Below are 21,755 nucleotides of genomic sequence, written 5' to 3' on the forward strand. Positions count from 1 at the left end.
AGAAAGCAGCTTTGGAACCGGCTTCTGAAGCACAACTGGTTCCTCGCTATTTACCACAAGCCCTTTGGGCACTTCTCATTGCTCATGCTCGTGGTGAATGTTTTATCTAGCACCGGCGCCTTCTGGGAACTTGAGCCGTTGTCTCGCGGTTTGTTTCAGTAGCCGCCTCCCCGGCGGAGGGGGGGTAACTTTCTTTGCGGCTGCAAAGAAAGTCACCAAAGAAAGCAGCTTTGGAACCGGCTTCTGAAGCACAACTGGTTCCTCGCTATTTACCACAAGCCCTTTGGGCACTTCTCATTGCTCATGCTCGTGGTGAATTATCTAGCACCGGGGCCTTCTGGGAACTTGAGCCGTTGTCTCGCGGTTTGTTTCAGTAGCCGCCTCCCCGGCGGAGGGGTAACTTTCTTTGCGGCTGCAAAGAAAGTCACCAAAGAAAGCAGCTTGGAAACCGGCTTCTGAAGCACAACTGGTTCCTCGCTATTCACCACAAGCCCTTTGGGCACTTCTCATTGCTCATGCTCGTGGTGAATGCTTTATCTAGCACCGGCGCCTTCTGGGAATTTGAGCCGTTGTCTCGCGGTTTGTTTCAGTAGCCGCCTGCCCGGCGGAGGGGTAACTTTCTTTGCTGCTGCAAAGAAAGTCACCAAAGAAAGCAGCTGTAGAACCGCCTTCTGAAGCACAACTGGTTCCCCGCTATTTACCACAAACCCCTTGAGCACACCCCCTCGCTAATGCCGGCGGTAAATCTACGTTAAGCACAGACTTGTCACTAGACAGCGTTAAGGAAGACCTTTGTCTCGTTGTTCTTTTCTTAGGGTGTAGGTGCAAAGTTAACCATTAGGGCGTCGTAATTTATTTTGCGTTTTGGTCGGCCACCGTATGTGTGTTCTACTCCTGGCACATGTAGAACACGCATGCGCTTTTTCGTTAGGCGGCGTGATGGCTCTATTCGCTTGCGCGTGCTAACGATTTACCACGAGCGTGAGCGACGGGGAGTGCCCAAAGGGCTTGTGGTAAATAGCGAGGAACCAGTTGTGCTTCAAAAGCCGGTTCCTAAGCTGCTTTCTTTGGTGACTTTCTTTGCAGCAGCAAAGAAAGTTACCCCTCCGCCGGGCAGGCGGCTACTGAAACGAAACGCGAGACAACGGTACAACTTCCTAGCAAGCGCTAAACAAAGATCTCTAAGCGGCCAAAGGCTTCCTCGAAGCAGCCTAAAAGAGAAGCGTGCGCCTGGAAATTGACCTACGACGAACGTTAGCAATGGGAAGTGCCCAAAGGGCTTGTGGTAAATAGCGAGAAACCAGTTGTGCTCCAGAAGCCGGTTCCTAAGCTGCTTTCTTTGGTGACTTTCTTTGCAGCAGGAAAGAAAGTCACCCCTCCGCCGGGAAGGCGGCTACTGAAACAAACCGCGAGACAACGGCTCAACTTCCCAGGAAGCTAAACAAAAACCCCTAAGCCGCCAAAGACTTCCTCAAAGCAGTCCTTGAAGAAGGAAACCGAACAACAAACGTACTTCCCTTCCCGACTTCACTTTTGACATCGAGCTCCGCATGATGCCGCTGCAGCACATGCTTGACGATAGCAAGCCCGAGCCCGGTGCCACCCGTATCCCGCGACCGACTCCGATCCACGCGATAAAACCGCTCGGTAAGCCGCGGAATATGCTCTGCGGGAATCCCATACCCGCTATCACGCACCGTGAAAACCGCCCGATCCGCCACACGTTGCCAAGAGACTTCAATCGCCCCGCCATCCGGCGTATAACGCACCGCATTGGTAACGAGATTCCCCAGCGCACTGACGACCTCGGTCTCCGCGCCTGCGATAGTCAACGAATCATCGATATGAAAGGCAATCCGGTGACGCCCGCCAGAAAGATTCACCGCGTCGTCTTCGAGATGCCGCATCACCGCGCGCATATCCAGCAACTCGTCGCCAGGCGGACGCACATCGCCTTCCAGATTCGCAAGCACCAAAAGATCACGCACGATGTTCTGCATGCGCGAAGCCTGCTGTTCCATCATGTCCAGATAACGCATGCGGTCCGCCTCGCTGAGCGGCAACTCACGCATGGTCTCAAGAAAGCCCGATAACACCGTCAGCGGCGTCTTCAATTCATGCGAGACATTGGCGACGAAATCGCGTCGCATCGAATCGGTACGCTCGAGTTCGGTAATGTCCTGCGTGAGTATCAGCTTGCGATGATCGCCATAAGGAAATACCTGCACCGATACCGTGTGCTGCCGGTTCACGCCCATTCCGCGCATCACGAGCATTTCCTCATAATGATGCGAGTTCAGATAGCGAATGAAGTCCGGGTGCCGCACGAGATGCGTGATGTGCTGGCGCAAATCGCGTTTGGCATCGAGCCCGAAATGCTTCTCGGCGATAGCGTTGCACCACTCGATCTGATCGTGATCGTCGAGCATCGCCACGCCATTGGGCGAAGCCTGGATCGCCTGAATGAAGCGCGAATGCTGTTGCTCGACCTGCCGCACTTGCGCATGCCAGCGCTTCGCCAGCTTGTGCAAGCGGTAATAGATTTCGCCCCAAATGCCGAGCGCGCTAGGCACTTCGCCATACACCGGCGCTTCGAGCAGACGCCAGAGACGCTGCGTGTGATAGGTGGCGAAAAAGCCCTGCAGAACCAGCATGACGACGGCGACAGCCAGCGCCACGCGCACGCCGGCAAACGCGCCGATCGCCGCACAGAGCGCGGCGAGCAGTACGAGGGACACGACTGACCGCGTCCAGATGATATTCATGTTGTCGGCGAGTCCAAGCGACGAACGCGCGGTTCGTCATAAACATGCGGCAGAGACTAGAGCACGCTTATCAGGCGCTCTTCGCGAGCCGATATCCGCTGCCGCGCACCGTTTCGATCATAGCATCGCAGCCCGCGGGCTTGAGCGCGGCGCGCAGGCGCTTGATGTGAACATCGACCGTGCGCTCTTCGACGAATACGTGATCGCCCCACACCTGATCCAGCAACTGCGTGCGGCTATGCACGCGCTCCGGATGCGTCATGAAAAAATGCAGCAAGCGGAATTCGGTCGGGCCGAGATCGAGCTTAATGTCGTTGCCGGAATGGCTCGCCGCCACGCGATGCGTCGCCGGATCGAGCCGCAAACCATTGATGGCAACCACATCTTCCGTCAGCTGCGGGGCACGCCGGCGCAACACCGCCTTGATGCGCGCCATCAGTTCTTTCGGCGAAAACGGCTTGGTGACGTAGTCGTCCGCGCCGATCTCGAGCCCGAGCACCTTGTCCTGCTCGTCGCCGCGCGCGGTCAGCATGATGATCGGAATATGCTTCGTGCGCTCGTTGTTGCGCAAGTCGCGCGCGAACGCAATGCCGGACTTGCCGGGCAGCATCCAGTCGAGCAGCACGAGATCGGGCAGCACGTCGCTGATCAGGTTTTGCGCCTGCTCAGCGTTATACGCGCGAATCGGGCAATGTCCCGCGTGTTGCAGATTCACCGAGATCAGTTCGGAGATCGCGGGTTCGTCTTCGATGACGAGGATACTGCTGGGCATCGGCACCTCTTGACCTTTTGCTTTGAGAGAAGATTAACTGAGCGCTTCGCGTTCGAGCTGGTCGCGCGAGATATGCCGCACGTCCGTACCCTTCACGATGTAGATGATGAACTCGGCGATGTTCTTAGCGTGATCGCCGATACGCTCCACCGCCTTCGCAATGAACAGATAGTCGAGGCCGGCGGAAATGGTGCGCGGGTCTTCCATCATGTAGGTGACGAGCTTGCGCACGAAGGCGCGGAATTCGTCGTCGATGGCTTTGTCGTCGCGCACGATCTGCGCGGCGGCCACGGTGTCCAGACGCGCGAACGCGTCGAGCGCGCGGCGCAGAATCGACACGGCCATCTCGCCCGAGAGCTTGATCTCCGCGATATTCACCGCGCGGCCCGCGCCGTCTTCGTTGATGCGTTTCACGCGCTTCGCGATCTTTTCAGCTTCGTCGCCGGCGCGTTCGAGGTTCGTGATGGTCTTCGAGATCGCCATGAGCAGACGCAGGTCGCGCGCGGCCGGCTGGCGTCGCGCGATGATGTTGCTGCACTCTTCGTCGATCTCGACTTCCATCGTGTTCAGACGCACTTCGGCGGCAATCACCTGATCGGCGATCGCCATGTCGAATTCGTTGAGTGCCTGCATGGCCGCGATGATCTGCGACTCCACGAGACCGCCCATTTGCAGCACTTTCGACGACACCGCGTTGAGATCGGCGTCGAACTGGCTCGACAGATGTTTATCGGACATATGTGCTCCTTAAGTCCTTTTATGTTTCAGTTCGCCTGATCTGGCCGGATCAGCCGAAACGGCCCGTGATGTAGTCTTCCGTTTCCTTGCGCGTGGGCTTGATGAAGATCTTCTCCGTATCGCCGAATTCGATCAGCTCGCCAAGGTACATGTATGCAGTGTAGTCCGAGCAACGGGCTGCCTGCTGCATGTTGTGCGTGACGATCACAACCGTATAGTCACTTTTCAGTTCCGCGATCAGTTCCTCGATACGGCCCGTGGAAATCGGGTCGAGCGCCGAGCAGGGCTCGTCGAGCAACAGCACTTCCGGACGAATGGCGATGCCGCGCGCAATGCAAAGGCGCTGCTGCTGGCCGCCCGACAATCCGTAGCCGCTTTGCTGCAGCTTGTCCTTCACTTCGTTCCAGAGCGCGGCCTTGGTCAGCGCCCATTCGACGCGGTCGTCCATCTCCGAGCGCGACAGTTGTTCGAACATCTTCACGCCGAACGCGATGTTGTCGTAGATCGACATGGGAAACGGCGTAGGCTTCTGGAACACCATGCCCACGCGCGCGCGTAAAAGCGAGATGTCGCGCGTCGTGTCGAGCAGGTTGACGCCGTCCATCAGAATCTCGCCTTCGCCGCGCTGCTCGGGATAAAGGGCGTACATCTTGTTGAAGGTGCGCAGGAGCGTGGACTTGCCGCAGCCCGAAGGTCCGATGAACGCCGTCACCTTCTTCTCGGGAATGCGCAGGTTGATGTTCTTCAGCGCGTGATACTTGTTGTAGAAGAAGTTGAGGTTCTTCACTTCGATCTTCGGCTTGATCGAATCGGCGGCTTGCGAGCCGTGCTTCGGACGCACGCTGCCAGGAACGGGACCACGCTCGACGGGCGCCGCATCCGCTTTCGAATCAAGGTGGTTGACACCACTTTCGACCATGTTCATGGAATCACTCCGCCTTTATTTCTTCGAGATAATCGTGCGCGCGAGGATATTCAAACCCAGCACGCCGAGCGTAATAAGGAACACACCGGCCCACGCGAGCGTCTGCCATTGCGGGAACGGGCTCATCGCGAACTTGTAGATCGTGACCGGAAGGTTCGCCACCGGCTGATTCATGTCCCACGAGAAAAACTGATTCGACAGCGACGTGAAGAGCAGCGGCGCGGTTTCGCCGGCAATCCGCGCGACCGCCAGCAACACGCCCGTGACGATGCCGCCAATCGACGCCTTCAGCGTGATCGACATCACCATCTTCCACTTGGGCGTGCCGAGCGCGAAAGCCGCTTCGCGCAGCGCGTTCGGCACGAGCTTCAGCATGTTTTCAGTGGTGCGGATGACGATCGGAATCTGCAGCAAGGCGAGCGCGATCACGCCGGCCCATCCCGAGAAGCGACCCATCTTCGCGACGACGAGCGCATACACGAACAAGCCCACGACGATGGAAGGCGCCGACAACAGAATGTCGTTGATGAAGCGCGTGACGCTCGCAAGCCAACGCTTCTGGCCATATTCCGCGAGATAGACGCCCGCCAGAATGCCGAGCGGCGTGCCGATGAACGTGGCGATGATGACGAGCATCAGACTGCCGACGATAGCGTTGGCAAGACCGCCGCCATCGGTGTTCGGCGGCGGCGTCGACTGCGTGAAGAGTTCGAGCGACAGGCCAGCGACGCCGAGCTTAAGCGTCGTGAAGAGAATCCACACGAGCCACAGAAGGCCGAAAGCCATCGCGGCCAGCGAGAGCGTCAGCGCGATCGCATTGGTGCCGCGTCGACGGCTCTGCAGCTTCTTGCGCGTGGCGTCCACGCGGTCGGGGTCCTGATTGAAGGTGGCGGGACGGCTCACTTGACTCCCTCCCCGCGTTCCATGCGCAGCAGCATCAGCTTGGACAACGCGAGCACGACGAACGTGATCACGAACAGGATGAGCCCGAGTTCCATCAGCGCCGACGTATGCAGGCCGGGGCTTGCTTCGGCGAATTCGTTGGCGAGCGCCGAGGTGATGCTGTTGCCTGGCGAGAACAGCGACACGTTGTCGAGCAGATTGGTGTTGCCGATCACGAACGTCACCGCCATGGTCTCGCCGAGCGCGCGGCCGAGGCCGAGCATCACGCCGCCGATCACACCGGCGCGCGTGTACGGCAACACGATCTTCCACATCACTTCCCAGGTCGTGCAGCCGATGCCGTATGCCGATTCCTTGAGAAGCACGGGCGTGACTTCGAAGACGTCGCGCATCACCGAGGCAATGTACGGAATGATCATGATGGCGAGGATCACGCCCGCGCACAGAATGCCGATGCCGATAGGCGCGCCCTTGAAGAACATGCCGATGACGGGCACGTCGCCGAGCAGATGGCCGAGCGGCTTTTCGAAGTATTCCGCGAAGATCGGCGCGAACACGAGCAGACCCCACATGCCATAGACGATCGAGGGAATCGCCGCGAGCAATTCGATGGCGACACCGAGCGGCCGGCGCAGCCACGCGGGCGAGAGTTCCGTGAGGAAGAGCGCGATGCCGAAGCTCACCGGCACGGCGATGATGAGCGCGATGATCGACGTGGCAATGGTGCCGTAGATCGGCACGAGCGCGCCGAAGCTATCTGTCTGGGGGTCCCACTCCGCGCGCCAGAGAAAGCTGAGTCCGAACTTTTCGATGGTCGGCATCGACGCAATGACGAGCGAAACGATGATGCCGCCAAGCAGAAGCAACGTCACCACGGCCGCGAGCCGCGTGATGCCGCCGAATATGATGTCGCCGAAACGGCTCGGCGCGCGCTGCGTATGCGCGGCCGGCGGTGCCGACGCTAAGTTGATGTCCGACATGGGAGCCTTGGTTGTGCTGCTTGTCAGAGCGCGCGGCACGTCATTCGACGTGCCGCGCGGCATTGCCTGCACTGCATTTCCGTCCTGACTTCAAGAGCTTAGGACAGTTTCAGACCATGGTACCGCTTACTGCGCAACCGCCTTGCCCGACGCGTCCTTGACCTTCGCCTTCCATTGCGTGCGGATTTCGGCGACGACCGAATCCGGCAGCGAGATGTAGTCGAGATCGTTCGCGGCTTGGTTGCCGTTCTTGAACGCCCAGTCGAAGAACTTCAGCGTTTCCGTGCCTTGCGGCGCCTTGTCCTGCGTGGCGTGCAGCAGAACGAACGTTGCACCGACGATCGGCCATGCGTTCTGGCCCGACTCGTTCGTGAGGATCTGGTAGAACGACTTCGACCAGTCCGCGCCGGCAGCCGCCGCCTTGAAGGTCTCTGTCTTCGGCTCGACGACCGTGCCAGCCGCGTTCTTGAGACCCACGTAGGTCATCTTGTTCTGCTTGGCATACGCCCACTCCACGTAGCCGATCGCGCCCGGCAGACGCTGCACGAACGCCGCGACGCCGTCGTTGCCCTTGCCGCCCGTGCCCGTCGGCCAGTTGACCGTCGAACCTTCGCCGACCTTCGACTTCCACTCGGAATTCACTTTCGACAGATAGTTCGTCCAGATGAAGCTCGTGCCCGATCCGTCGGCGCGGCGCACCACGGCGATGTCGGTATCCGGCAGCTTGACCTTCGGGTTCAGCGCGGCGATAGCCGGGTCGTTCCACTTCTTGATCTTGCCCAGGTAGATGTCGCCGAGCACTTCGCCCGACAGCGTCACTTCACCGGCCTTCACGCCCGGCACGTTGATGACCGGCACCACGCCGCCGACGACCGTCGGGAACTGGAACAGGCCTTCCTTCGTGAGTTCTTCATCTTTCAGCGGTGCGTCCGAGCCCGCGAAATCCACCGTCTTCGCGATGATTTGTTTGACGCCGCCCGACGAGCCGATGCCTTGATAGTTCACCTTGCCGCCGCCCGTTTTTTGGTAGGCGTCAGCCCACTTGGTGTAGATGGGAGCTGCGAAGGTGCTGCCCGCGCCGGTAATATCCGTGGCGAATGCGGAGACGGCGAACATTGCGCCGATGACGCCGGCCAGCGCGGATTGCATCAATTTCATGAGACCTCCAGAGTGTGTGAGCGTGTAGCGAGAGAACCGACACGGCGAAATATAGGCACTCTTCGTGACAGTACCGTGACGTTTGATGAACGCCGCGTGTCATTGCGCTTACGCACTGAAAGTCGAACGTGCGTTGGCTTGTAACCAAAGAAAAAGCGGACCGTAGTCCGCTTTTGGTGAGACGTGACGCGCTTTAGGGATCGTCTAGGAAGTCGCGTCCTTCACGACATGAGCAATCGTTTCCGCGTGTCTAACCGCATCCTGATGCGCCGCCGCTTCTACCATGACGCGCAGTACCGGTTCGGTTCCCGAGGCGCGAATCAGTACCCGCCCGTGCGATTCGAGGGCCCGCTCGGCATCTTCGATCGCGCGGCGAATGGCCGCATTATTTTTCCAGTCCGCGTTCGGACTCATGCGCACGTTGATCAGTTTCTGCGGAAACAGGCTGACGCCGTCGAGCATGTCAGCGAGGGATTTGCCACCACGCTTGATGGCGGCGAGCACAAGCAGCGCGGACACGATGCCGTCGCCCGTGGAATGCCGGTCGAGCGAAAGAATGTGGCCCGAGCCTTCCGCACCGAGTTGCCAGCCGTTTTCGCGCAGCTTTTCGAGCACGTAACGGTCGCCGACGGCCGCGCGCACGAACTTCACGCCCGCCTCTTTCAACGCCACTTCCACGGCCATGTTGGTCATCAGCGTGCCGACCGCGCCATCCACCTTGCCGTCCGTTGCGATGCGGTCCTTGACCAGCACGTAGAGCAGTTCGTCGCCGTTGAAAAGCCGGCCGGTGGAATCGACGACTTGCAGGCGGTCAGCGTCGCCATCGAGCGCGATGCCGATATCCGCCTTGTGTTCGAGCACCGTGCGCACGAGCGCATCGGGCGCGGTGGCGCCGACTTTATCGTTGATATTGAAGCCGTTCGGCGACACGCCAATAGGCACGACTTCCGCGCCCAGTTCGTGGAACACGTGCGGCGCGACGTCATAGGCGGCGCCGTGCGCGCAATCGAGCACGATCTTGAGGCCGCGCAGATCGAAGCTCGCCGGAAAAGTGCTCTTGCAGAACTCGATATAGCGCCCGCCCGCGTCGTCCAGACGCTTCGCCTTGCCGAGACGCTCGGAGGGCGCGCAGGCCATCGGCTGGTCGAGCTGCGCTTCGATTTGCAGTTCGACTTCGTCCGGCAGCTTGTTGCCGTCGGCGGAGAAGAATTTGATGCCGTTGTCGTCGTACGGATTGTGCGATGCGCTGATCACCACGCCCGCCGAAAGCCGCAGCGCGCGCGTGAGATACGCGACGCCGGGCGTGGGCATCGGGCCGGCGAGCATCACGTCGACGCCCGCGGCGGAAAAGCCCGACTCCAGCGCGGCTTCGAGCATGTAGCCGGAAACCCGCGTGTCCTTGCCGATGAGCACCGTCGGACGGTTGCCCTTTTGCGGCGAACGGTCCGCTCCCGCGAGCACCTTGCCGGCCGCATACCCCAGCCTGAGAACGAAATCCGGTGTGATCGGCGCCTCGCCGACGCGCCCGCGAATTCCATCAGTTCCAAAATATCGACGTGCCATTGTTACTGACCCTCCTCGCGGACATATGGCGCCTGTTCTTGGCCCGCGACATGTGTTGATCGATTCGGCGCGTGCGCCTTCGCCGAAGTTCTTTCAATGCTTCTCGTGATGCGTGGTGTCTCTCGTGGCTCGCCAGACTTTCAGCGCATCCACGGTTTCCGCGACGTCGTGCACGCGGATGATCGCCGCACCGCGCTCCGCCGCGCAAACCGCCCCGCTCACGCTCGCCGCAAGCCGTTCGTTCGCCGCGCGCCCGGTGACTGCGCCGAGCATCGACTTGCGCGACATTCCCGCGAGCAACGGGTACCGCTTGCCTACGGGCAGCGTCGCGGCGAGGTTCGCCAGCAGCGCGTAATTATGCTCGACGGTCTTGCCGAACCCGAAGCCCGGATCGAGACTTACGCGCTCCAGCGCGATCCCCGCCTGCGCCAGCGCCGCGATTCGTTCGGCGAAAAACGCACGGACGTCCGCGATGACGTCGGCGTACACCGGCTCGCGAAGTTGCATCGTGCGCGGTTCGCCGAGCATATGCATCACGCACAAGCCGCAGTTACTGTCTTTAACGGCATCGAGCGCGCTTTCCTGACGTAAACCCCAAATGTCGTTGATCATGTCCGCGCCTGCATCGAGCGCGGCGCGCATCACGGCGGGCTTGTAGGTATCGACCGAAAGCGGGACGTTCATGTCCCGCAACGCTTCGACGATCGGCACCACGCGTTCGAGTTCCTCGGCCAGGGGAACCGGCGGCGCGCCCGGACGAGTCGATTCGCCGCCAATATCGATGATGTCCGCGCCGTCGGCAAGCATGCGCTCGGCGCGCGCCAGAGCGGCATCGCGCGGAAGGAAGCGGCCGCCATCGGAGAACGAGTCAGGCGTGACGTTGAGAATGCCCATCACGAGCGGACGTTCGAATGTCAGCGTGAACCGACCGCATTGCAGCGGCTGCGCTGAAAGCTGGGAGAGAGATGGAGTGATCAAGCGTGTCGGAAAAAAGCTGGATTGCTGCAAGGAGCGTCACGCACGCGCGAAGTGTGATCCGATGTGTGCGCCGTCGTGAGCCATAAAGCAAAAATGGGCCGGAGTGCGATGCACACCGGCCCATGATCGGACTAGAAGAGCTTAGGCCGGCGCGGTTGCGCTGCCCGGCTTGACTTCCGTGCCGCTGTTGCCGCCCGGAGGCGTATCGCCCGAAGGCGGCGGCAGGTTCTTCGGCGGACGCGGCGGACGATCCTCCATGATGTCCGTGATCTGGTCTGCGTCTATGGTTTCCCATTCGAGCAGCGCCTTCGTCATGGCTTCCACGCGCGCGCGGTTGTCTTCCAGCAGCTTGCGGGCAAGCTGATACTGCTCGTCCAGGATGCGGCGGATTTCCGAATCGACCTTTTGCAGCGTGGCTTCCGAAACCGTCTTCGCGCCCAACTTGCCGAACATGCCTTCGGGTTCGGTGTCGACGTAGACCATCGTGCCAAGCGTGTCCGACATACCGTAGCGCGTCACCATGTCGCGGGCCATCTTGGTCGCGCGCTCGAAGTCGTTGGACGCGCCGGTGGACATGGAATTCAGGAACACTTCTTCCGCTGCACGGCCGCCAAACAGAATTGCGATTTCTTCCAGCATCTTGTCGCGATACAAATTCACGCGGTCGTGTTCAGGCAATTGCCAGGTGACACCCAATGCCCATCCGCGCGGCATGATCGTAACCTTGTGCACCGGATCGGCATGCGGCAACAACTTCGCTACCACGGCGTGACCGGATTCGTGGAAAGCCGTGTTGCGACGTTCTTCCTCGCGCATGACAGCCGACTTGCGCTCCGGACCCATGAAAATCTTGTCCTTCGCGTCTTCGAAGTCCTGCATCTCGACGATCCGCTTGCCGCGACGCGCCGCAAAAAGCGCAGCTTCATTGACGAGGTTTGCGAGATCGGCACCCGAGAAGCCCGGCGTACCCCGCGCGATGACCGAAGCGTCGACGTCGTTCGCAATCGGCACCTTGCGCAGATGCACCTTCATGATGTGTTCGCGACCGCGAATGTCCGGCAGACCGACATACACCTGACGGTCGAAACGACCCGGACGCAGGAGCGCCTTGTCGAGCACGTCGGAACGGTTCGTCGCAGCGATCACGATAACGCCGGAATTCGCTTCGAAGCCATCCATTTCCACGAGCATCTGATTGAGAGTCTGCTCGCGTTCGTCGTTACCGCCGCCCATGCCGGCGCCGCGATGACGACCGACCGCGTCGATTTCGTCGATGAACACGATGCAAGGCGCGTGCTTCTTTGCTTGCTCGAACATGTCGCGAACGCGAGCCGCGCCCACGCCGACGAACATTTCCACGAAGTCGGAACCCGAGATGCTGAAGAACGGCACCTTCGCTTCACCCGCGATAGCGCGAGCCAGCAGCGTCTTACCCGTGCCAGGAGGCCCGACTAGCAACACTCCTCGTGGAATGCGGCCGCCCAGCTTCTGGAATTTCTGCGGGTCGCGCAGGAAGTCGACGAGCTCGGACACTTCTTCTTTCGCTTCGTCGCAACCCGCGACATCGGTGAAATTGATAGCGTTATTGTTTTCGTCGATCAGCCGCGCTCGCGACTTGCCGAACGAGAAGGCCCCGCCTTTGCCGCCCCCCTGCATCTGCCGCATCATGTAGAACCAGAAACCGATGATGAGAATGGTCGGTCCAAGGTAGTACAGCGCGGAAACCAGCGCGTTGGGTTCATCGTCAGCCTTGCCGCTAACCTGAACGCCGTATTTCATCAGATCGCCGACCATCCAGATGTCGCCAGGCGACACGATTTGGTATTTCTGGCCGTCTGCCGGAGTGACCGTCAGATTCCGCCCTTGAACGGTGACATTCTTCACCTTGCCGTTCTTCGCGTCGTCCATGAACTGCGAATAGGACACACCTTCCTGGACGCGGGGCTTATCGAACTGCTTGAACACCGTAAACAGCACCAGTGCGATCACGAGCCACACTGCCGCTTTAGAGAACATATTGTTGTTCAAAGCACCACTCCTCACTCATAGACGGGCGCCTACATAAACCTTGCGGCGCCACCAAAGCATTCTAATCCAGACCGCAAACCCCTGCCATAAGGTTTATCTACCGCGCAAATAGCGGATGACAGGAGTTTTTCGGCATATTCGGCGAAAATATCGCTATTTTTCGCCGAAATGATTTACTCGTGTTCCACAGTCGGATGTTTGAGCCGTCGCCCGAGGACAAAAGTCTCCGACGATTTGTCGCGAGACGCCTTGGGCTTGCGCGGCGCCACCACTTTGAACTGGTGCTTGAACTTCTCGACGATTTGGCTGTAACCGCTGCCGTGAAAACATTTGACCAGCAACGCACCATCCGGTTTCAGATGGTTCTGCGAGAACTCCAGCGCCAGATCGCAAAGATGTTCGATACGCGCTGCATCCGCGCTCGCCACGCCAGACAGGTTTGGGGCCATGTCGGAAATAACAAGGTCTACCTGACGCTCGCCAACAATTTCCGCGAGTTGCGCAAGCACGGCGTCTTCGCGGAAGTCGCCTTGAATGAAGGTGACATCGGCAATGGGGTCCATCGGCAGAAGATCGAGCGCGATGATCGTGCCGTCTATACCGCCTTCGCGCTGCGCATCGCGCTTCGCACCCTGAGCGAGTTTGTTACGCGCGTACTGACTCCACGAGCCGGGCGTCGAGCCGAGGTCGACGATCACCTGCCCTGGCTTGATGAGCTTGTCCTGCTCGTCGATCTCCTTGAGCTTGTACGCCGCGCGCGCGCGATAGCCCTCGCGCTGCGCCATCTTCACGTAAGGGTCGTTGATGTGGTCATGCAACCACGAATGATTAAACCGGTTCTTTGCCATTCAAACTGAGCCCATGCTGCGCGCCGGGGACTAACCTCTTGCGCGCGTGCTTATTCTTGCTGTATCGCGCAATGCTTTTAGCGGATAATACGCGTCTTGTCGGCCGGACCGGTTCCCGTGCGCTGCAAAGCGCTCGAAATTTGCGTTTCCGGCCTATTTGTTTATTCGGGCGGCTTGCCCAGCACTTCAGGTGCTTTTCATCTGATCGGTCCATGACGGCGCCGCGTGTCCATACCGCCCGCGCTTCGTGCGTCCGACAGCGCTGCAACGCCCAGCCGACGCCAAACCCGCCGCCCACATTTTAGTCGAGTCCCTTATTCCACATGCCAGCTCTTAAACTTTCCCCGGCCCAGCGCGCCGATCTGCGCTCCCAGGCTCACGCCCTCAATCCGGTCGTGCTCGTCGGCGCCGAAGGCCTGACCGAGGCCGTGCTGAAAGAAATCGGCGTGCACCTCGAAGCGCATCAGCTCATCAAGATTCGCGTGTTCGGCGACGAGCGTGAAGCACGCGTTGGCATCTACGACGAGATCTGCGATCGCCTGGATGCCGCGCCTGTTCAGCATATCGGCAAGCTGCTCGTGATCTGGAGACCGGAAGGCGCCGCGCCCGCCAAGACCCGCACCGCCCGCACCCGCAGCACCATGCCGCCGAGCGCCGGTGAAATTGCCGAGGAGCGTTCGACCAAGGGTCGCGCGCCGCGCATCGTCAAGGCCGTCAAGATCACGCGCGATGCACCCGCCGTCAAGAAGCCCCGCAAACAAACGCTCAAAGTGCTAGGTAACGAACGCGTCACCGCGGGCGGCAACGTCAAGCGCGCGAAGAAGCGTCAGGCTGGCTCGAAGCGTCAACATCAGGCCGTCAAATGATGAGACGGCGCGGACGATGATTCAAAACGTCCGCGCCGTCTCTCGCAGCATCTTCTTCAGCTACGCGCGCGCTTGGCCGCGACCTTCGCGGACTTGCCCTTCGGCACGATCTTGACAGGCGCCGCACCGGGCAAACGCCACACGAGCGCAATACCGCACAGGCATTCGATCAAATAAATCGCGCTCGAAATGCCATGCAGAACGCCGAACTCCTTCGCATAAGGCGAATTCGCGAGTTCCATCCCTGCTTCCTGCGCCGAGATGCGCAGCGAATTCATGAACGGCTGCAACGCGAAGTATCCGACGAGCACGCACACCAGCATGACCGCGACGAGCCACCGCACGCGCTTGTAGTCGACGATGCCGCTCTTCACGAAGCGATTGCCGATCAGGATCAGAATCAGAATCAGCGCGCTGACCACGCCGATATACGCTTCGATGCGAAAGAGCTGCGCCGCCACCGATCCCGCCGACGTACGGTCGAGCACCGAAAAGAGCACGGGCGCGGCGACGAGACCGAGGGTCAGCAAGCTGCCGACCCAAATCATCGTCACCGTGCGAAAGAGTCGATGCTCCATCAGACGTATCGAACAGCGATGATTTCGTACTCACGCGCGCCGCTCGGGGCCTGCACCGAGGCGACGTCGCCCTCCGTCTTGCCGATCAGCGCGCGCGCAATGGGCGAGCTGACGGAGATGAGACCGTGGTCGATGTCGGCTTCGTCGTCGCCGACGATCTGATACGTCACCTTATGACTCGACTCGAGATCTTCCAGTTCGACGGTCGCGCCGAACACCACGCGGCCTTCCGCTTCGACCGTTTTCGGGTCGATCACTTGCGCGGCGGCAAGCTTCGATTCGAGATCCGCAATGCGGCCCTCGATAAAGCCCTGCTTTTCTTTCGCGGCATCGTACTCCGCGTTTTCCGACAGATCGCCCTGCGCGCGTGCTTCCGCGATCGAGTTGATGACCGCGGGACGCTCGACAGCCTTCAGGCGTTGCAATTCGTCGCGCAGCAACTCCGCGCCGCGCTTCGTCAAGGGAATCGTGCTCATAGACAATCCACAAACAAAAACAGCCGTAAAAAAATTACCGCGGTTAAGCGCATCTCCCCAGAACGAGAAGACGCCGCTTAACCGCGGCTCGTGATACTTGGACCGGTAATCGAAGCCTTAGTTTAGGCGAGCGTGGAGGCCTTGTAAATCATAGACTTCCAAATCGCGCAGATAACGCAGACCTTCGACCGCCGCGCGCGCGCCGGACATCGTCGTGTAGTACGTGACCTTGTTGGCCTGCGCGCTCATACGGATGGAACGCGAATCGGCGATGGCCGCGCGCGTTTCATCGACGGTGGTGAAGACCAGCGCGATTTCGCCGTTCTTGATCATGTCGACGATATGCGGACGCCCGTCCTTCACCTTGTTCACGACCTTCACGGGCACACCCGCCGCCGCGATGGCCGCGGCCGTCCCCTTGGTCGCGACGATCGGGTAGCCGAGTTCGTGCAGCATGCGCGCGACTTCGACGGCCTTTGGCTTGTCGGCATCCATCACGGTGAGAAGCACCGTACCGGATTCCGGCAGACGCGAACCCGCCGCGAGTTGCGACTTGAAAAGCGCTTCGCCGAAGGTACGGCCCACGCCCATCACCTCGCCCGTCGAACGCATCTCGGGCCCGAGCACGGGATCGACCGCCGGGAACTTGACGAACGGGAACACCGCTTCCTTCACGCTGAAGTACGGCGGAATCACTTCCTTCGTCACGCCTTGCTGCTTGAGTTTCTGCCCGACCATTGCGCGCGCCGCGATTTTCGCGAGCGGCAGGCCCGTCGCCTTCGACACATACGGCACCGTGCGCGATGCACGCGGGTTCACTTCCAGCACGTAGATGACATCCTTCTTCGAGCCATCTTCTTGCGGAACTTGCTGGATGGCGAACTGCACGTTCATCAGGCCGACCACGTTCAGCGCCTTCGCCATGGCGGCGGTTTGCCGCTTCAGTTCGTCGATGGTGTCTTGCGCCAGCGAATAAGGCGGCAGCGAGCAAGCCGAGTCGCCGGAATGCACGCCCGCCTGTTCGATATGCTCCATCACGCCGCCAATGAAAACGTCGTCGCCATCGGAGATACAGTCCACATCGCATTCGATCGCGTCGTTCAGGAAGCGGTCGAGCAACACCGGCGAGTCGTTCGATACCTTCACGGCCTCGCGCATGTAGCGTTCGAGATCGCGCGGCTCGTGGACGATTTCCATTGCGCGGCCACCCAGCACATAAGACGGACGCACGACCAGCGGGTAACCGATTTCTTCCGCGAGCCTGAGTGCTTCGTCTTCGGCGCGCGCGGTGCGATTCGGCGGCTGGCGCAGATTCAGATCTTTCAGCAATTGCTGGAACCGCTCGCGATCCTCGGCGGCATCGATCATGTCCGGCGACGTACCGATGATCGGCACGCCGTTCGCTTCGAGGTCGAGCGCGAGTTTGAGCGGCGTCTGGCCGCCATACTGCACGATCACGCCGACCGGCTTTTCCAGCTCGACGATTTCGAGCACGTCTTCGAGCGTCAGCGATTCGAAGTACAGACGATCCGACGTGTCGTAGTCGGTCGAAACCGTTTCAGGATTGCAGTTGACCATGATGGTTTCGTAACCATCTTCGCGCATGGCGAGCGCGGCGTGCACGCAGCAATAGTCGAATTCGATGCCCTGCCCGATCCGGTTCGGGCCGCCGCCGAGAACCATGATCTTCTTCTTGTCGGTCGGATTCGCTTCGCACTCGTCCTCGTAGGTCGAATACATGTACGCCGTCTTGGTCGCGAACTCGGCCGCGCAAGTATCGACGCGCTTATAAACCGGCCGCACCTTCAACTCGTGACGACGGCGGCGCACGTCTTCCTGCTTCGAACCGGTGAGCTTCGCAAGACGCCGGTCGGAAAAACCGCTCTTCTTCAGATACAGCAATTCATCCTTGCTGAGGCTTTCGATCGTGCGGCCTTCGAGCGCCTTCTCCTTCAGGATGATCTGCTCGATCTGCGCAAGGAACCACGGGTCGATCGACGTTTCCTCGAAAATTTCCCGAGCCGTCAGACCAAGGCGGAACGCGTCGCCGAGATACCAGATACGGTCCGGTCCCGGCTCGCCGATTTCGCGGATGGCTTCGTCGCGGCTCGTGGTCTTTTCGTCCAGACCGTCGACGCCCACTTCGAGACCGCGCAGCGCTTTCTGGAACGATTCCTGAAACGTGCGGCCCATTGCCATGACTTCGCCGACAGACTTCATCTGCGTGGTCAGGCGCGAGTCGGCTTCGCGGAATTTCTCGAACGCGAAACGCGGCACCTTCGTCACGACATAGTCGATGGTCGGCTCGAACGACGCCGGCGTCTGACCGCCTGTGATCTCGTTCTTCAACTCGTCGAGCGTATAGCCGCACGCGAGCTTGGCCGCGACCTTGGCGATAGGAAAGCCCGTTGCCTTCGATGCCAGCGCGGACGAGCGCGACACGCGCGGGTTCATCTCGATCACGACCATGCGGCCGTCGTCGGGGTTGATCGCGAACTGCACGTTCGAGCCGCCTGTGTCGACGCCGATTTCGCGCAACACGGCAAGCGACGCGTTACGCAGAACCTGATACTCCTTGTCGGTCAGCGTCTGCGCGGGCGCGACGGTGATCGAGTCGCCGGTATGCACGCCCATGGGATCGAGGTTTTCGATCGAACACACGATGATGCAGTTGTCCTTCTTGTCGCGGACAACTTCCATCTCGTACTCTTTCCAGCCGAGAAGCGATTCTTCGATCAGCAGTTCGCGCGTCGGCGAAAGATCGAGACCGCGCCGGCAAATTTCCTCGAACTCTTCCTTGTTATACGCGATGCCGCCGCCCGAACCACCCAGCGTGAACGACGGGCGAATCACGGTCGGATAGCCGCCGCTGCCAGTGGCCTCGGCGATTTGCGCCTGCACGGTCAGCGCTTCTTCCATGGAATGCGCGATTCCAGACTTGGCTGAACCGAGACCGATCTTGGTCATCGCGTCCTTGAACTTCTGGCGGTCTTCGGCCTTGTCGATGGCTTCCGGCGATGCGCCGATCAGCTCGACGTCGTACTTTTCCAGCACGCCGTGATGGAACAGATCGAGCGCGCAATTGAGCGCGGTCTGTCCGCCCATGGTCGGCAAGATCGCATCCGGCCGCTCCTTCGCGATGATGCGCTCGACCACTTCCCACGAGATCGGCTCGATGTAAGTGACGTCGGCCGTGTTCGGGTCGGTCATGATCGTCGCGGGATTGCTGTTGACGAGGATGACCTTGTAGCCTTCCTCACGCAACGCCTTGCAAGCCTGCGCGCCCGAATAATCGAACTCGCACGCCTGGCCGATGATGATCGGACCCGCGCCGATGATGAGGATGCTCTTGATGTCTGTGCGCTTCGGCATAACTGCTCTCGATGTTTTGTGTTGCGGTGTTCCGTTCTGTGCTCTCGACTGTCAGGCAGTGACCTTCTGCGTCTCCATCAGCTTGATGAAGCGGTCGAACAGATATGCAATGTCGTGCGGGCCGGGCGACGCTTCCGGATGACCCTGGAAGCAGAACGCGGGCTTGTCGGTGAGCGCGAAGCCCTGCAGCGTGCCGTCGAAAAGCGATACGTGCGTGACCTTTGCGTTGGCGGGCAGCGTGTCGGCATCGACCGCGAAACCGTGGTTCTGCGACGTGATGACCACGCGGCCGTCTTCCAGGTCTTTCACCGGATGATTCGCGCCGTGGTGGCCGGTCTTCATCTTCATGGTTTTCGCGCCGACCGCGAGGCCCATGATCTGGTGTCCTAGACAGATGCCGAAGGTCGGAATGCCGCGCGCGATGAACTCACGCGTGGCCGCGATGGCGTAGTCGCACGGTTCCGGGTCGCCGGGGCCGTTCGAGAGGAAGACGCCATCCGGATTGAGCGCGAGTGCGTCAGCCGCGCTCGCTTGGGCCGGCAGCACGGTGACCTGGCAACCGCGCTCGGCGAGCATGCGCAGAATGTTGTACTTCACGCCGTAATCGAACGCCACGACGCGAAACTTCGGGGCTTCCTGCGTGCCGTAGCCGCTGCCGAGGCGCCATTCGGTCTGCGTCCAGTCATAGGACTTGTCGGTCGACACGACTTTTGCCAGATCCATGCCCGCGAGGCCGGGAAACGAGCGCGCGAGTTCGAGCGCCTTTGCTTCGTCGTCGCTGCCCGCGAGAATGCAGCCGTTCTGCGCACCTTTGTCGCGCAGAATTCGCGTGAGCTTGCGCGTGTCGATGTCCGAAATCGCGACGACGCCTTGGGCCTTCAAATAGTCGGAAAGCGACTGCTCGGAACGGAAGTTGGATGCGAGCACCGGCAGGTCGCGAATGATGAGACCGGCGGCATGGACTTTGGTGGCTTCGACATCTTCGGCGTTCACGCCGACGTTGCCGATGTGCGGATAGGTCAGCGTGACGATCTGGCGGGCGTAGCTCGGATCGGTCAGGATTTCCTGATAACCGGTGATGGCGGTGTTGAATACGACTTCGCCGATCGTCGAGCCGGTTGCACCGATCGATTGACCACGAAAGACCGTGCCGTCGGCAAGTGCGAGTAGTGCTGGGGAGAATGACGGCAACACGGAAGGCTCCTTGGGGGACACCCTGTTACCGACCTGTCTGTCCGAAATTCAGGCTTGGTTCCCGGCGTTCATTGCGATGAACGGGGATATCCTTTGCGCTTTTGTCAGCGGCGGCTCGTCAGGCGCACGTCGCGGCTTGGATTAACGCGCTGGTTGGACCCAACGGGATAAAGAAGCAGGCGATCGGCGGCGTGCGGCGCGCACTGCAAGGCGCAGCGAACGACGGTGAATGGGGGTAGGCGCTAGGGTGCGGGTTGTTATACTCAAACCCTCGAATTATAGCTTGAAAGCGGTCTTTTAGCCAAATTTGGGAGTGGTCTGCTTGTTGCTACGTGCCTTTCGCCCGACGCGGCGCGCCCGGCTTCAGTGCACGGCCTGCTTGCCCTTATCGAGCGCGGCGCTCGGCCACGCATACCATACGGCGCTTGCCACCTGCAGCGCGATGAGCGAAATCCACACGGTGAGATGCGCCGACACGGGATAGCGCCCGCCCACGGACGGCCAAAACGACAGCGCGGCGCCGACCCCGACCTGAAAACCAAAGATGAGCAAGAAAATGACGAGCGTGAGAGTCGTATTGGTGCGGCCAATCATGTGCGACGGGAAGTATTCCGCCATGATCGCGTAACTCAGAATGCCCGTGCCGCCGAAAATGCCATACGCCGCGAGCAGCACCGCCGGCGGCAACGGCGCGCGCAGCACCATGAGAATTTGCGTGATGACGAACAACACCATGCCGCCGCCGCAGAACGCATAAACCGATATGCCGCGCCGCTCGATACCGCGCGCTGCCGCGCCGAAGCCGACGCTGCCGAACATCATCGCGAGGCCGAGCACCGAGACGAGCGCGGAGGCGTGGGCAGGCGTGAGGTCCATCACGTCGAGGAGATAGGGCTTGATCCACAGGGATTGCATCGCGTAAAACACGCCCTGCGTGACGACGGAAAACGACGCGATCTTCCAGAACGCGCCGCTCTTCAAGATGTGCCAGGTGCCTTTGAACTGCGTGACGATGTCGGCCTGATGGCGCGCGTCGCTCTTGCGCGGTGCAAACAGCAGGATGGCCGCGGACACGATCAGCGTGAACACGCCGAGTCCGACGCAAACTTGCCGCCAGTTGGCAACCTGCAGAAGCGATGCGAGCGGCGAGCCGACCGCGACGCCGCCGAGACCGCCAACGGCCATCGTGAAGCCATTGACGAGCGGCAGTCGCGCGACAGGGAAATGCTGCGCCGACGCCTTGAACGCTGCGCTCAGACAGACCGAAACACCGACGCCGATCAAAAGCCGCCCCACCATCAGCCCGGCCAATCCTTGCGACGCCCCGAAAACCCAGATTCCAACCGCCGCGAAAACCAGCATGCCGGCCGTCACCGTGCGCGGCCCGAAGTGATCGAGCAGCACGCCGACCGGAATCTGCGCGAGCGCAAAGCCTATGAAGTAAAGCGAAGTCAGCAGACCCAGGTCTGCCGCCGACAAACCGAGGTCGTGCGTGATCAGCGGCGCGAAGCCGAGATTCACGCCCCGGAACAAGTACGAGACGAAATACCCGGCGGCGAACAGGAAAAAGACGCGAAGACGAACTGAGGACGACATGCGATGCGAGCGCTT

17 protein-coding genes are annotated in these 21,755 nt (G+C 60.5%); 1 reads left to right on the plus strand and 16 read right to left on the minus strand.

The window, feature by feature from the left end:
• Positions 1-1,451: 1,451 nt before the first annotated feature.
• From phoR to QCE79_RS09995, 11 genes are all read right to left on the minus strand, one after another.
• The gene (gene phoR / locus QCE79_RS09945) at positions 1,452-2,765 is read right to left on the minus strand and encodes a phosphate regulon sensor histidine kinase PhoR (RefSeq protein WP_244825736.1); all 1,314 of its coding nucleotides are present in this window, start codon (positions 2,763-2,765) and stop codon (positions 1,452-1,454) included.
• A gap of 70 nt (positions 2,766-2,835) precedes the next feature.
• The gene (gene phoB / locus QCE79_RS09950; RefSeq protein ID WP_244825738.1) at positions 2,836-3,537 is read right to left on the minus strand and encodes a phosphate regulon transcriptional regulator PhoB; all 702 of its coding nucleotides are present in this window, start codon (positions 3,535-3,537) and stop codon (positions 2,836-2,838) included.
• A 33-nt stretch (positions 3,538-3,570) separates the two neighbouring features.
• Positions 3,571-4,275, minus strand: coding sequence for a phosphate signaling complex protein PhoU (gene phoU / locus QCE79_RS09955; RefSeq protein ID WP_244825740.1), 705 nt, complete (start codon positions 4,273-4,275; stop codon positions 3,571-3,573).
• 49 nt (positions 4,276-4,324) lie between these two features.
• A complete protein-coding gene (pstB, locus tag QCE79_RS09960) occupies positions 4,325-5,200 on the minus strand; it encodes a phosphate ABC transporter ATP-binding protein PstB (RefSeq protein ID WP_370652025.1) in 876 nt (291 codons plus the stop codon).
• Between the two features lie 15 nt (positions 5,201-5,215).
• Positions 5,216-6,103, minus strand: coding sequence for a phosphate ABC transporter permease PstA (pstA, locus tag QCE79_RS09965; protein ID WP_244825742.1), 888 nt, complete (start codon positions 6,101-6,103; stop codon positions 5,216-5,218).
• Positions 6,100-7,083, minus strand: a complete 984-nt coding sequence (gene pstC, locus QCE79_RS09970) for a phosphate ABC transporter permease PstC (protein ID WP_244825744.1) — start codon at positions 7,081-7,083, stop codon at positions 6,100-6,102. Before pstC ends, pstA begins: the two co-directional genes overlap by 4 nt.
• A 126-nt stretch (positions 7,084-7,209) precedes the next feature.
• On the minus strand, positions 7,210-8,241 hold the full coding sequence (gene pstS / locus QCE79_RS09975) for a phosphate ABC transporter substrate-binding protein PstS (protein ID WP_309843851.1): 1,032 nt from the start codon (positions 8,239-8,241) through the stop codon (positions 7,210-7,212).
• A gap of 204 nt (positions 8,242-8,445) precedes the next feature.
• Positions 8,446-9,804, minus strand: a complete 1,359-nt coding sequence (gene glmM, locus QCE79_RS09980) for a phosphoglucosamine mutase (RefSeq protein WP_309843855.1) — start codon at positions 9,802-9,804, stop codon at positions 8,446-8,448.
• 93 nt (positions 9,805-9,897) lie between these two features.
• Positions 9,898-10,698 carry a dihydropteroate synthase gene (folP, locus tag QCE79_RS09985; protein WP_309845277.1) on the minus strand — a complete coding sequence of 267 codons (801 nt, stop codon included), beginning with the start codon at positions 10,696-10,698 and terminating at the stop codon, positions 9,898-9,900.
• 225 nt (positions 10,699-10,923) lie between these two features.
• The gene (ftsH, locus tag QCE79_RS09990) at positions 10,924-12,810 is read right to left on the minus strand and encodes an ATP-dependent zinc metalloprotease FtsH (protein WP_244825747.1); all 1,887 of its coding nucleotides are present in this window, start codon (positions 12,808-12,810) and stop codon (positions 10,924-10,926) included.
• 173 nt (positions 12,811-12,983) lie between these two features.
• Complete coding sequence (locus QCE79_RS09995) at positions 12,984-13,658, minus strand: RlmE family RNA methyltransferase (RefSeq protein WP_244825748.1); 675 nt, start codon at positions 13,656-13,658, stop codon at positions 12,984-12,986.
• Positions 13,659-13,981: 323 nt separating this feature from the next.
• Here QCE79_RS09995 and QCE79_RS10000 point away from each other — a divergent pair, with 323 nt between their 5' ends.
• The gene (locus tag QCE79_RS10000) at positions 13,982-14,524 is read left to right on the plus strand and encodes a YhbY family RNA-binding protein (protein WP_244825750.1); all 543 of its coding nucleotides are present in this window, start codon (positions 13,982-13,984) and stop codon (positions 14,522-14,524) included.
• A gap of 56 nt (positions 14,525-14,580) precedes the next feature.
• On the opposite strand, the gene QCE79_RS10005 is transcribed toward QCE79_RS10000, so the two are convergent.
• The 5 genes from QCE79_RS10005 to QCE79_RS10025 form a co-directional block, all read right to left on the minus strand.
• Positions 14,581-15,102, minus strand: a complete 522-nt coding sequence (locus tag QCE79_RS10005) for a DUF4149 domain-containing protein (protein ID WP_309843858.1) — start codon at positions 15,100-15,102, stop codon at positions 14,581-14,583.
• Entirely contained in the window at positions 15,102-15,578 is a 477-nt protein-coding gene (gene greA, locus QCE79_RS10010; RefSeq protein ID WP_244825754.1) for a transcription elongation factor GreA, read from the minus strand. Before greA ends, QCE79_RS10005 begins: the two co-directional genes overlap by 1 nt.
• A gap of 117 nt (positions 15,579-15,695) precedes the next feature.
• A complete protein-coding gene (carB, locus tag QCE79_RS10015; protein ID WP_250526048.1) occupies positions 15,696-18,950 on the minus strand; it encodes a carbamoyl-phosphate synthase large subunit in 3,255 nt (1,084 codons plus the stop codon).
• A 51-nt stretch (positions 18,951-19,001) separates the two neighbouring features.
• Entirely contained in the window at positions 19,002-20,144 is a 1,143-nt protein-coding gene (gene carA, locus QCE79_RS10020; protein ID WP_244825757.1) for a glutamine-hydrolyzing carbamoyl-phosphate synthase small subunit, read from the minus strand.
• Positions 20,145-20,507: 363 nt separating this feature from the next.
• Positions 20,508-21,740, minus strand: coding sequence for a nitrate/nitrite transporter (locus QCE79_RS10025; protein ID WP_244825759.1), 1,233 nt, complete (start codon positions 21,738-21,740; stop codon positions 20,508-20,510).
• Positions 21,741-21,755 lie beyond the last annotated feature (15 nt).

It is taken from the genome of Caballeronia sp. LZ003, assembly GCF_031451465.1.
GTDB lineage: Bacteria > Pseudomonadota > Gammaproteobacteria > Burkholderiales > Burkholderiaceae > Caballeronia.